The organism is Bradyrhizobium sp. Ai1a-2, assembly GCF_000426245.1.
In the GTDB taxonomy this organism is placed as follows: domain Bacteria; phylum Pseudomonadota; class Alphaproteobacteria; order Rhizobiales; family Xanthobacteraceae; genus Bradyrhizobium.
In genome coordinates, this window is sequence record NZ_AUEZ01000081.1 from 6773 (window position 1) to 19560 (window position 12788).

Consider the following 12788-nt stretch of genomic DNA (forward strand, 5'->3'; position numbering starts at 1 on the left):
TGCTTCGGTTGAACCTGTGGTCCTACCCCCGTGCTTTTTGTTGCACGGGACCCACGGGTGCAACCAGCACCCGGCTTTCCCTGCGCCCTCTGTTCGATCAGAGGGTGAAACGAAACGCAAAGCTCGGGCACAGCGCGCCGCGAGAACGCGAACTCACATCCGCTGTTTGACTCAGACGTAGGATGGGTAGAGCGAAGCGAAACCCATCATTCGACCCGCTTGCTCCATCGCGATGGGTTTCGCTTCGCTCTACCCATCCCACGGACCGCTGTTTGAAATTTGAATCAGACCTCACCCCCGTCATTGCGAGCGGAGCGAAGCAATCCATCGTGCCGCGTGTGGAGGCATGGATTGCTTCGCTCCGCTCGCAATGACGTGGATAGAGCCGCGCGCTTGTTCTGCGCAGGATGAGGGACTAGCAGAATCGTAGGATGGGTAGAGCGGAGCGAAACCCATCATTCGCGCGCCCAGCTTCATCGCGATGGGTTTCGCTGCGCTTACTCATCCTGCACGCCGCCGGCCTAGGCCACGCCGGCGCGCAGCAAGTCGTGGAAATGGACGATGCCGACCGGCTTGCCGGCGTCGATGACGATCAGCGCGGTGACCTTCGATGCGTTCAACAATTCCAGCGCTTCGCCGGCCAGCGTGTCGCGGCCGATGGTCTTCGGATTTTTGGTCATGATCTCGTCGACGACGGCGGTCATCAGGTCGGGGCGCATGTGGCGGCGGAGGTCGCCGTCGGTGACGATGCCGACCAGATGGCCGCGGCGGTCGACGATGCCGACGCAGCCGAAGCCCTTCGAGGTCATCTCGACCAGCGCTTCCGACATCCGGGTGCCGAGCGGCATCAGCGGCACGGCCTCGCCGGCGTGCATGAGGTCGCGGGTATATTTCAGCATGGCCCCGAGTTTGCCGCCGGGATGCAGCACGCTGAAATCGATCGAGGTGAAGCCGCGGCCTTCCAGCAGCGCGATCGCCAGCGCATCGCCGAGCGCGAGCATCATCAGCGAAGAGGTGGTCGGCGCCAGATTGTGCGGGCAGGCCTCGCGCGCCTTCGGCAGCGTCAGCGCGATATCGGCGGCCTTGCTCAGGCTCGAGTCCTTTTCCGCTGTGATCGCGATCACGTCGATGCCGAAGCGCGCGGCGTAGGAGATCAGGTTCTTCATCTCCGGCTGCTCGCCGGACCATGACAGCGCCAGGATGACGTCGTCGGCGGTGATCATGCCGAGGTCGCCGTGGCTGGCTTCGGCGGCATGGACGAAGAACGCCGGCGTGCCGGTGGAGGCAAAGGTCGCCGCGACCTTGCGGCCGATATGGCCCGACTTGCCGAGCCCCGTGACGATCAGCCGTCCCCTGGCGTTGCGGATCATCTCCGCCGCCGCGGCAAAGGGGGCGCCGAGGTCGGAGCGGAGCGCGGCGTCGATCGCGGCGACACCGCTTGCTTCCGCCTCCAGCGTCCGCAGCGCCGATTGCACGGCGGCGTCAGCGGGCTCGGTGTCCGTCGATTTCGGCATCAGCGGTTTGGGCTTGGCCATGTCTCTTTCCGGAGAGTCTCTTTCCAGGGAGGGGGGCGGTGCGCCCAGAGCGCCTCCCTTAGCACGGCGGAGAGCAGGAGGCGACGCGGCTCGCCGCTCTCAACGGGCCATTAACCATAATTGTTTTAACTCCATTAAGGACGTTCTCGGCCCCGTTTCGCGTTTGCCGTGCAAGTCAATGATTTTGTTGAGGTTTTTTCGTGGGGCGAGGGCAAGAAGGGGGCCGGGCTGGGCGCGCGCGCCATTTGCGCGCGCCTGTTGTGTGCCTTGCCGCGCTCGCGCTGGGCGGCCCCTTCGCGCAGGCCCAGACGGTGACGCCCGACCTGTTCAGCCCGTCGCGCACGACCCAGGTTGCGCCGCCCGATTCGCCCCTGCGCAGGACCGCGGCAGAACTGGCCGATCCGCTCAACGATCCACGATTGCGCGATCGCGATGGCCGCGCGCCGTCGCGCGTCGGCCAGGTGCCGTCCTATGGCCTGCCGGCTGCGAGCGGCGCCTCGACCTCCGGCTATGACTCGCTCAACCGTAGACGCCAGCAGCCGAAATATTATCCGGCGCAGGCGAAGCCGAAACCGCCGCCCGGTCCGGGCTCGCCGCCGCCTGCGCCGCTGCCGAGGAATCTGGCTGGACAATTGCGCCTGTCGATCCCGCCGTCGGAGAGCGCTAACAAATCGCCAATGCCTCCGGCGATGGCCGGCACCATCGTGGGCCAGCCGCCGCGCAAGCGGCTCAGGATCGACGACGATCCGTTCGGCGCAGTCGGCGACTACGCCGGCAGTTTCCTGATCAAGTCCGCGGTCGAGCTCAGCGCCGGCTATGAAACCAATCCCGGCCGGCTGTCGGTGCAGCAGGGCTCGCCGACATACGTGATCGCCCCGGAATTCCTCGCGGTGTCCAACTGGGAGCGTCACGCGCTGGTCGCGGACTTGCGCGGCTCCTTCACCGGCTACACCCAGAACCTGACGCCGAACGCCGACGGCACGCCGCTATCCGCGCCGCTCGACGTCGATCGCCCGAACTTCATCGGCCATATTGATGGGCGGCTCGACGTCACCCGCGACACCAGGCTGCTGGGGCAGGCGCGGCTGCTCGTCTCCACCGACAATCCCGGCAGCCCGAACGTGCAGACGGGCCTCGCCAGGTACCCGATCTACACCACGGTCGGCGGCACCTTCGGCGTCGATCAGAACTTCAACCGCCTGCAGGTCTCCGCAGGCGCCACTGTCGACCGCACCGATTACCAATGGTCCAGGCTCACCGACGGTTCGTCGAGTTCGAACGACGACCGCAACTTCAACCAGTATGGCGGCGTCGCGCGTGTCAGCTACGAAGTGAACCCCGCGGTGAAGCCGTTCGTGGAAATTGAGGGCGACAGCCGCGTCCATGATCTCCGGCTCGACCGCTCAGGCTTCGCGCGCGATTCCTCGGGCGGCTATGCGAAGGCCGGCACGTCGTTCGAGTTCTCGCGGCTATTGTTCGGCGAAGCCTCGATCGGCTACGCCGCGCGCAATTATCAAGATCCGCGGCTGAACCGGCTGGAGGGTCTGCTCACCACGGCATCGCTGACCTGGACCGCGACGCCGCTGACGACGGCCAGATTCTATTCCGACACCCAGCTCGGCGAGACCACGCTGCCCGGCACCTCAGGCGTGCTGGCGCGCACCTACACCGTCGAGGTGGATCATGACTTCCGCCGCTGGCTGACCGCGATCGGCAGGTTCACCTACGGCACGCTCGACTATCAGGGCGACGACCGCCTGGACAGAATCTATTCGCTCTCAGGCGATCTGATCTACAAGATGACCCGCAGCCTCTGGATCAAGGGCACCGTCCGCCACGACATATTGGACTCGAGCTCGCCGGGATCGAGCTCGCAGTCGACGGTGATGCTGCTGGGGGTCAGGGTGCAGAATTAGGGGAAGCTACCGCGGCAGATCCGTCTTCCCCATCAGGAACGTGTCGATCGCGCGGGCGCAGAGGCGGCCTTCGCGGATGGCCCAGACCACCAGCGACTGACCGCGGCGCATGTCGCCGGCGGAGAACACGTTGGGGATGGAGGTCTGGTAGTCGCTGGTGTTGGCGCGGACGTTGCCGCGCTGGTCGAGGTCGATCGAAAGCTGCTTCAACAGGCCGTCGTGCACGGGATGCACGAAGCCCATCGCCAGCAGCACGAGCTCGGCGTCGAGTGCGAACTCGGTGCCGGGCAGCGGCTTGAACTTGTCGTCGACCTTGATGCAGTGCAGCTTCTTCACCTTGCCGCCAATGCCCTCGAACTTCTGGGTCAGCACGGCGTATTCGCGGATCGCGCCTTCGGCCTGGCTCGACGAGGTCCGCATCTTCAGCGGCCAGTTCGGCCACGTCACACCCTTGTTCTCGCGCTCCGGCGGCGCCGGCATGATCTCGAGCTGGGTCACGGACTTGGCGCCCTGGCGCAGCGAGGTGCCGATGCAGTCGGAGCCGGTGTCGCCGCCGCCGATCACCACCACATGCTTGTCCTTGGCGAGGATGTCGGTCACGCCGCCGAGCGGCTCGCCGGAGACGCGGCGGTTCTGCTGCGGCAGGAAGTCCATCGCGAAATGGATGCCGTCGAGATCGCGGCCCGGGATCGGCAGGTCGCGCGGGGCCTCTGCGCCGCCGGTCAGCGCGATCGCATCATACTGGCTGTGCAGATCGCTCGGATCGATCGCGCCGGGCGCGTCGCCGCCGACCTGGACGCCGTAATGGAAGGTGACGCCTTCGGCCTCCATCTGCGCGACGCGGCGGTCGATGATGCCCTTCTCCATCTTGAAGTCGGGAATGCCGTAGCGAAGGAGGCCGCCGGCCTTGGCGTACTTCTCATAGACATGCACGTCGTGGCCGGCGCGCGCGAGCTGCTGCGCGCAGGCCATGCCTGCCGGCCCGGCGCCGATCACCGCGATCTTCTTGCCGGTCTTCTCGGCGGGGATCTCCGGCTTGAGCCAGCCATTGTCCCAGGCGCGATCGACGATCGCACATTCGATGGTCTTGATGGTGACCGGGTTGTCGTCGATGTTGAGCGTGCAGGAAGCCTCGCACGGCGCCGGACAGATGCGGCCGGTGAATTCGGGGAAATTGTTGGTCGAATGCAGGTTGCGCGAGGCCTCTTCCCAGTTGTCCTGGTAGACGAGGTCGTTCCAGTCGGGGATCTGGTTGTTGACCGGGCAGCCGGGCGTGCCCGGCGCGACCGATCCGGTGCCGTGGCAATAAGGAATGCCGCAGTTCATGCAGCGCGCGGCCTGATCGCGGAGGTCCTTCTCGCTGAGCGGAAGGACGAACTCGTGGAAATGCTTCAGCCGCTCGGTGACCGGCGTGTACTTGCGGTCGTGCCGCTCGATCTCGAGGAAACCTGTGATCTTTCCCATTAAGCCTGAGGCCCCTGCACCTGGTTCGTCTTGTTTCGTTCGTCATTGCAAGGAGCGATAGCGACGACGCAATCCATCTGTGTCCGCGGACCGAGTTTATGGATTGCTTCGCGGCGCTCGCAATGACGGTCTTATAACCTTCTGTGATTACGCTCCGATCGCGATTTTCGGCTCGGCGTCGGCGTTCGCCTTCATTTCCTTCAGCGCGCGACGGTACTCGACCGGCATCACCTTGCGGAACTTCGGCAGCCAAATCTTCCAGTCCGCCAGAATCTCGACGGCTTTCTTCGAGCCGGTCAGCTTGGCGTGCCGCGTGATCAGCACATGAAGCCGTTCAACATCGGAATCAAGCAGGTTCTGGAACACGTCGACCCGGCCGTGCGCCTCGAGATCGCCGGCATGGTGGTAGGTGGCGGCGTTGATCATCTCTTCCGACAGCACCGGTTCCAGCTCGACCATCGAGAGGTTGCACAGTTTCGGGAAGTCGCCGGCTTCGTCGAGGACGTAGGCGATGCCGCCGGACATGCCGGCTGCGAAGTTCCGGCCGGTCTTGCCGAGCACCACGACGATGCCGCCGGTCATGTATTCGCAGCAATGGTCGCCGGCGCCCTCGACCACCGCGACCGCGCCAGAATTGCGCACGGCAAAGCGCTCGCCGGCGATGCCGCGGAAGTAGCATTCACCCTCGATCGCGCCGTACATCACGGTGTTGCCGACAATGATCGACTCCTCAGGCACGATGCCGGAGATCTTCGGCGGCTTGACGATGATGCGGCCGCCGGAAAGGCCCTTGCCGACATAATCGTTGCCTTCGCCTTCGAGCTCGAAGGTGACGCCCTTGGCAAGCCACGCGCCGAACGCCTGGCCTGCGGTGCCCTTGAGGCTGACATGGATGGTGTCGAGCGGCAGCCCTTCATGGCCGTAGATCTTCGCCACCTGGCCCGACAGCATCGCGCCGGAGGAGCGGTCCGTGTTGTTGATCTCCTCCTCGATCCTGACAGGCGCGCCACGGTCGAGTGCGGCGCGGGCCTTCTCGATCAGGCGACGATCGAGCACGGCTTCCAGATGATGGTTCTGGGCTTCCGAGCGGTAGATCTTCTGGCCCTTCTCCTCCTTCTGCCGCACGAACAGACGCGAGAAGTCGAGGCCCTTGGCCTTCCAATGCGCGACCAGCGAGGTCTGGTCGAGCATCTGGGTCTGGCCGACCATTTCGTCGAACTTCCTGTAGCCGAGCGAAGCCATGATCTCGCGTACTTCCTCGGCGACGAAGAAGAAGTAGTTGATCACGTGCTCGGGCTGGCCGGTGAAGCGCTTGCGCAGGACCGGGTCCTGAGTCGCAACACCGACCGGGCAGGTGTTGAGATGACACTTGCGCATCATGATGCAGCCGGCCGCAATCAGAGGCGCCGTGGCGAAGCCGAACTCGTCGGCCCCGAGTAGCGCACCGATCACGACGTCACGCCCGGTGCGGAAGCCGCCATCGACCTGGACCGAGATGCGGCTGCGCAGCCGCTCGCGCACCAGCGTCTGGTGGGTTTCGGCGAGCCCGATCTCCCACGGGCTGCCCGCATGCTTGATCGAGGTGAGGGGCGAGGCACCGGTGCCGCCTTCGAAGCCCGCGATCGTCACATGGTCGGCGCGCGCCTTCGCGACACCAGCGGCAACCGTGCCGACGCCGATCTCGGAGACGAGCTTGACCGACACGTCGCCGTCGGGATTGACGTTCTTCAGGTCGTAGATGAGCTGCGCCAGATCCTCGATCGAATAGATGTCGTGGTGCGGCGGCGGCGAGATCAGGCCGACGCCGGGCGTCGAATGGCGGACGCGGGCGATCGTCGCGTCGACCTTGTGGCCGGGCAACTGGCCGCCTTCGCCGGGCTTGGCGCCCTGCGCCATCTTGATCTGCATCATGTCGGAGTTGACGAGATATTCCGTCGTCACGCCGAAGCGGCCCGAGGCGACCTGCTTGATGGCCGAGCGCATGGAATCGCCATTCGGCAGCGGCTTGAAGCGATCGGCTTCCTCGCCGCCTTCGCCGGTGTTGGACTTGCCGCCGATCCGGTTCATCGCGATCGCGAGCGTGGTGTGCGCCTCGCGCGAGATCGAGCCGAACGACATGGCGCCCGTGGAGAAGCGCTTGACGATCTCCTTGGCCGGCTCGACCTCTTCGAGCTTCACAGGCTTGCGCTTTTCTTCCGCCGCGGTCTTGATCCGGAACAGGCCGCGCAGCGTGAGCAGCCGCTCCTGCTGCTCGTTCAGGATCTTGGCGAAGGCGCGATAGCGCTCGAGCGAGTTGCCGCGCACGGCGTGCTGCAGCGCCGAGACCGACTCGGCGGTCCAGGCGTGATCCTCGCCGCGGGTGCGGTAGGCGTACTCGCCGCCGACATCGAGCGCGGTCTTGTAGACCTGCGCCTCGCCAAACGCATCGGCATGCCGCCGCGCGGTTTCCTCGGCGATCTCGCCCAGCCCCACACCCTCGATGCGGGTGTGCGTGCCGGCAAAATACTTACCGACGAAATCGGCCTTCAGCCCGACAGCGTCGAAGATCTGCGCGCCGCAATAGGACTGGTAGGTCGAGATGCCCATCTTGGACATCACCTTGAGCAGGCCCTTGCCGATCGACTTGATGTAGCGCTTGACGATCTCCTTGTCGTCGAGCCCGCCCGGCAGGCGGCCCTTCATCGCGACGATGGTCTCGAACGCGAGATAGGGGTTGATCGCCTCCGCGCCGTAGCCGGCGAGGCAGGCGAAATGGTGCACTTCGCGCGGCTCGCCGGATTCGACGACGAGGCCGACCGAGGTGCGCAAGCCCGTGCGGATCAAATGATGATGCACGGCGGCGCAAGCGAGCAGCGCGGGGATCGGGATCCGGTCGGTGCCGGTCATGCGGTCGGAGAGGATGATGATGTTGATGCCCTCGCGCACCGCGCCTTCGGCGCGCGCGCAGAGCTCATCCAGCACCTGCTCCATGCCCGCCGCGCCGAAGCCGGCGTGGAAGGTGGTGTCCAGCGTGCGCGACTTGAAATGCGTCTCGGCGACGTCTGAGATCGAGCGGATCTTCTCCAGATCCGCGTCGGTGAGGATCGGCTGGCGCACTTCGAGGCGCTTGGTGGAGGCAAGCCCCTGCAGGTCGAACAGGTTCGGCCGCGGCCCGATGATCGAGACGAGGCTCATCACGAGCTCCTCACGGATCGGATCGATCGGCGGGTTCGTCACCTGCGCGAAGTTCTGCTTGAAATAGGTGAAGAGCGGCTTCGGCTTGTCCGACAGCGCCGAGATCGGCGTGTCATTGCCCATCGAGCCCGCGGCTTCCTCGCCGGTCGCCGCCATCGGCGTCATCAGGATGTTGATGTCTTCCTGCGAATAGCCGAACGCCTGCTGCCGGTCGAGCAGCGGCAGGTTCGAGCGCACGCTCTTGGTCGGCGCATCCGGCAACTCCTCGAGCTGCATCTGGGTGCGGGCCAGCCAATCGCGGTAGGGATGGCTCTTGGCCAGATCGGCCTTGATCTCGTCGTCGGGAATGAGCCGGCCCTGCTCGAGATCGACGAGCAACATCTTGCCCGGCTGCAGTCGCCACTTGGTGACGATCTGGTCCTCCGGGATCTTCAGCACGCCCATTTCGGACGCCATCACGATGCGGTCGTCCCTTGTCACGAGATAGCGCGCCGGCCGCAGGCCGTTACGGTCCAGCGTGGCGCCGATCTTGCGGCCGTCGGTGAACGCGATCGCGGCCGGGCCGTCCCACGGCTCCATCATCGCGGCATGATATTCGTAGAAAGCGCGGCGCTCTTCATCCATCAAGGGATTGCCGGCCCACGCTTCCGGAATCATCATCATCACCGCGTGCGGCAGCGAATAGCCGCCCTGCACCAGGAATTCGAGCGCGTTGTCGAAGCAGGCGGTGTCGCTCTGGCCTTCGTAGGAGATCGGCCAGAGACGGCTGATGTCCTTGCCGTAGAGCTCCGAATGCACGGACGCCTGCCGCGCCGCCATCCAGTTGACGTTGCCGCGCAGCGTGTTGATCTCGCCGTTATGCGCGATCATGCGATAGGGATGCGCCAGCGACCAGGCCGGGAAGGTGTTGGTCGAGAAGCGCTGATGCACCAGCGCCAGCGCGCTCGCGAAGTCGTCCTCGTGCAGGTCGGGATAATACTTGCCGAGCTGATCGGCCAGGAACATGCCCTTGTAGATCACAGTGCGGCACGAGAACGAGACCGGGTAGTAGCCGGCCATGCCGCGATCGCGGCGCTGATAGATCGCCTGCGAGATCGACTTGCGCAGGATGTAGAGCCGGCGCTCGAACTCGTCCTCGGTCTTGCCGACGCCGTTGCGGCCGATGAACACCTGCAGGTGATAGGGCTCGGTCGGCTTCACGGTGACGCCGAGCGAGGAATTGTCCGACGGCACGTCGCGCCAGCCGAGCAGCTTGAAGCCCTCGTTCTTGATCTCGTCGGCGATGATGCTCTTGATGACGTTGCGCCAGGAGGCGTCGCGCGGCATGAACAGCGCGCCGATCGCATAGTCGCCCGGGTTCGGCAGCTTGAAGCCAAGCTCGGCGGCCTTGCGCGCGAAGAAGGCATGCGGGATCTGCACCAGGATGCCGGCACCGTCGCCGGCGCGCGGGTCGGCGCCGACGGCGCCGCGGTGCTCGAGGTTGCAAAGGATGTTCAGGGCGTCGGAGACGATCCGGTGCGAGGGCTTGCCCTTGATGTTGGCGATGAAGCCGACGCCGCAGGCATCCTTCTCCAGGCTCGGATCGTACATGCCCTCGGCTTGGGGACGCCAATCGTGTTCGCGCGTCGGTTCGTCCGCTTTCGAGGCTGCGGTCGCCGACAGCGTTTCTGTCACGATGGTTTCGCGCTCGAATTCCGACCCGCTCATGTTTCCTCTCAAAATAAGGCTAAACGGCCTCATGGTCGTTGGCGCACCTTGGGCGTTGCGGCACCCACCGGGCCACCGCTCGTCCTCCGCGAGCCGCAATGTCCTAAATCAGGCGAGGAGCGTTCAACGTCCCTGAGGAACGGCCTTGCCCGCAGCATTCTCGGAGCCCGAAGGGCCGAGTTTCCGTTGCAATCCCTATGCCGGGATTGCCCCGCGATTAAGACAGCTATACTGTCCTAACTCCGACCTTGCCAAATTTTTCTCTATCACACAAGCGCATGAGAGTCCTCGTCCGCATGTAGTTTTGCGCAGTGCGCGGCGGGAGGGCCGCCCCCGATTTGAAGCAAACGCGCCGTGATCCGGCCCAAGGACCGCCGGAATTGCCGATGAAGTTTCCTGCGGGCACCAGAGAGCAAAAAAAGCTCCACGCCCAGCGTCTTACAGGAGCTACCGGTGATGAAGCTGTTTACGGGATGGGTCTTGTCTGCAGGGCTCGTTCTTTCGGCGCCGACCGCCAATGCGCAGTTGCTGGCGCCCAATCACGTCGGAAATCCGTCGATCGTGACCGTGTCCGACTTCGACGGACCTTACGCGGCGATGCCGCCGGAGGTGCCGGCGCCGCGCTACGGGCCAGCCTACGGACCAGGCCTGCTGCCGCCGATCGAAGTCTACACCGTGCTGCGCGAAAACGGGTTCTTGCCGCTCGGCATCCCGCGGCAGCGCGGAATGGTCTACACGATCGCGGTGATCCAGCCCGGCGGCAGCGATGGCAGGCTGATCATCGACGCGCGCACCGGCCGCATCATCCGCTTTATTCCGGCCGACGGGATGGACGACGATGACGAGGGCGATCTGAGCGGCGCCTATGGCCCAGCCGGACCGTTGCCGCCGGCCACCCCTGTTCGCAGCAGCATACCACGGCCGCCGGCACCCATTCCCCATGTGGCGAGCCGGACCGTGCCGAAGCCAAGGCCGAACCCGCTGGCAGCAAAGCGCGCGGCGGAACCGGCTCAGCAATCGGCCGCGGTGCAGCAGAAGCCCACGGAGACGCAGCAGGCCATTCCGCCGGCTGCCGCCCCGACCGTCGGCGACGCGAAGCCGGCTGCGCCCGCCGCGCCGACCATTCTGCCGACCCAGGAAATGCCGCAGGTGCAGGGATTGGAGTGAAATCCGTAGCGAGCCCGTAGCCCGGATGGAGCGCAGCGCAATCCGGGAATCCGTCCGCCGATCGACCTGTCCCGGATTACGCTTACGCTCCATCCGGGCTACGGAGCTACGACACAAACAAAAACGCCCCGGTTTCCCGGGGCGTTTTGCGCTCGGCCAATATCTGCCGAAGCTGCTGCCGCGATTAGGCGGCGGCCTTGGAGCCGTCGGCGACCTGCGGAGCGGCGGAGCCGGTCGTGATCGGAATGCTGCGGGGCTTCTTGGCCTCGGGGATCTCGCGAACGAGGTCGACGTGGAGCAGGCCGTTCTCAAGCGAAGCGCTCTTCACCTGTACGAAGTCGGCAAGCTGGAACACGCGCTCGAAGGCCCGAGAGGCGATGCCGCGATAGAGAACGTTGGAATTGTCCTTGCCGTTCTCGTTGGCCGTCTTCTCGCCCTTGATCGTCAGCGTGTTCTCCTTCGCGACGATCGAAAGCTCAGGGCCGGAGAAGCCGGAAACCGCTACGCTGATGCGGTAGGCGTTCTCGCCGGTGCGCTCGATGTTGTAAGGGGGATAGCCGGGGCTGCCGTCCGAAGTCACCTGGTCGAGCAGGTTGAAAAAACGGTCGAAGCCGACGGTGGAACGATAGAACGGGGTCAGATCGTAGGTACGCATGATAGTCCTCCAATGAGCGACTGATTTGTTGCCCGCCCGCCATCGGGCCGGGCTTTAGTCTGTGTGCAGCCTGATGTTCCGGTTCCGAAACACTGGTAGCGGCCTGCACGAAGATGATATGGGTGGGGCTATCAGGCGTTCAAGAGGCGGAAATATCGTCGCTTTTTGACGCTCACGCCTTGATTCCCGCCGTCTCTCACCTAGCGGTTCCCCTTCATGACGCTCGTCTCCATTCCAGCCAATCCGGTTCCGGAAGACGTCGTCAGCGGCACCATCAAGACGCCTGATGGCGCCGAATTGCGCTTTGCGCGCTGGGCGCCGCCGCCGGGCCGCAAGGGAACGGTCTGCGTGTTCACCGGCCGCGGCGAGATGATCGAGAAATATTTCGAGACCGTGCGCGATCTGCGCGACCGCGGCTTTGCGGTGGCGATGATCGATTGGCGCGGGCAGGGCCATTCCTCGCGGCGGTTGCGCGATCCACGCAAAGGCTATGTGCGCAACTTTGCTGATTACGAGATCGACGTCGAAACCTTCGTGCAGCAGGTGGTGCTGCCGGATTGTCCGCCGCCCTATTTCGCGCTGGCGCATTCGATGGGCGGGGCCGTGATGCTGCGCATCGCGCATGCCGGCAAGCGCTGGTTCGATCGCATGGTGCTGTCCGCGCCGATGATCGATCTGCCGGGACGCCGCACTTCATTCATCCCGACAACGCTGCTGCGGATCATGCGGCTCGCCGGCCAGGGCGGACGCTACGTTCCAGGCGGCAGCGACGACCTGGTGGGGCTTTCGCCCTTCATCAACAATCCCCTCACCAGCGATCCCGTCCGCTACTCGCGCAATGCGGCGGTCCTGGAAGAAGATTCCACGCTCGGCATCGGCGCGCCGACAGTTGCCTGGGCCGACACCGCGTTCAAGGCGATGCGCACGTTCCGCCAATATTATTATCCGTCGCAAATCCGCCAGCCGATCCTGATGCTGGCGGCGAGCAACGACACCGTGGTGTCGACGCCCGCGATCGAGGAGTTCGCCTATCACCTGCGCGCCGGCTCGCATCTCGTGATCGCCGGCTCCAAGCATGAGATCCTGCAGGAGCAGGACCGCTACCGCGCGCAGTTCTGGGCGGCGTTCGACGCCTTCGTGCCGGGCACGCCGCTGTTCGGCTGATACGCC

Annotated in this window: 7 protein-coding genes; 3 read left to right on the plus strand and 4 right to left on the minus strand. The window is 65.0% G+C overall.

Annotated features, from left to right (window positions below; all coding sequences use genetic code 11):
* Positions 1 to 521: 521 nt before the first annotated feature.
* A complete protein-coding gene (locus K288_RS0134955) occupies positions 522 to 1535 on the minus strand; it encodes a KpsF/GutQ family sugar-phosphate isomerase (RefSeq protein ID WP_027583723.1) in 1014 nt (337 codons plus the stop codon).
* A gap of 245 nt (positions 1536 to 1780) precedes the next feature.
* Between K288_RS0134955 and K288_RS0134960 the strand changes: the two genes are divergently transcribed.
* Entirely contained in the window at positions 1781 to 3451 is a 1671-nt protein-coding gene (locus K288_RS0134960; protein ID WP_244443370.1) for an outer membrane beta-barrel protein, read from the plus strand.
* Between the two features lie 6 nt (positions 3452 to 3457).
* On the opposite strand, the gene K288_RS0134965 is transcribed toward K288_RS0134960, so the two are convergent.
* A complete protein-coding gene (locus K288_RS0134965; protein ID WP_027583725.1) occupies positions 3458 to 4915 on the minus strand; it encodes a glutamate synthase subunit beta in 1458 nt (485 codons plus the stop codon).
* 147 nt (positions 4916 to 5062) lie between these two features.
* Positions 5063 to 9796: a glutamate synthase large subunit gene (gltB, locus tag K288_RS0134970; RefSeq protein WP_027583726.1), complete on the minus strand. Its 4734-nt coding sequence runs from the start codon at positions 9794 to 9796 to the stop codon at positions 5063 to 5065.
* A gap of 456 nt (positions 9797 to 10252) precedes the next feature.
* Here gltB and K288_RS0134975 point away from each other — a divergent pair, with 456 nt between their 5' ends.
* Positions 10253 to 10963 carry a hypothetical protein gene (locus K288_RS0134975; RefSeq protein WP_027583727.1) on the plus strand — a complete coding sequence of 237 codons (711 nt, stop codon included), beginning with the start codon at positions 10253 to 10255 and terminating at the stop codon, positions 10961 to 10963.
* Between the two features lie 184 nt (positions 10964 to 11147).
* Here K288_RS0134975 and K288_RS0134980 read toward each other — a convergent pair whose 3' ends face one another.
* Positions 11148 to 11618, minus strand: a complete 471-nt coding sequence (locus K288_RS0134980) for an Hsp20 family protein (protein WP_027583728.1) — start codon at positions 11616 to 11618, stop codon at positions 11148 to 11150.
* A gap of 216 nt (positions 11619 to 11834) precedes the next feature.
* Between K288_RS0134980 and K288_RS0134985 the strand changes: the two genes are divergently transcribed.
* A complete protein-coding gene (locus K288_RS0134985) occupies positions 11835 to 12782 on the plus strand; it encodes an alpha/beta hydrolase (RefSeq protein WP_027583729.1) in 948 nt (315 codons plus the stop codon).
* The last annotated feature ends 6 nt before the right edge of the window (positions 12783 to 12788 follow it).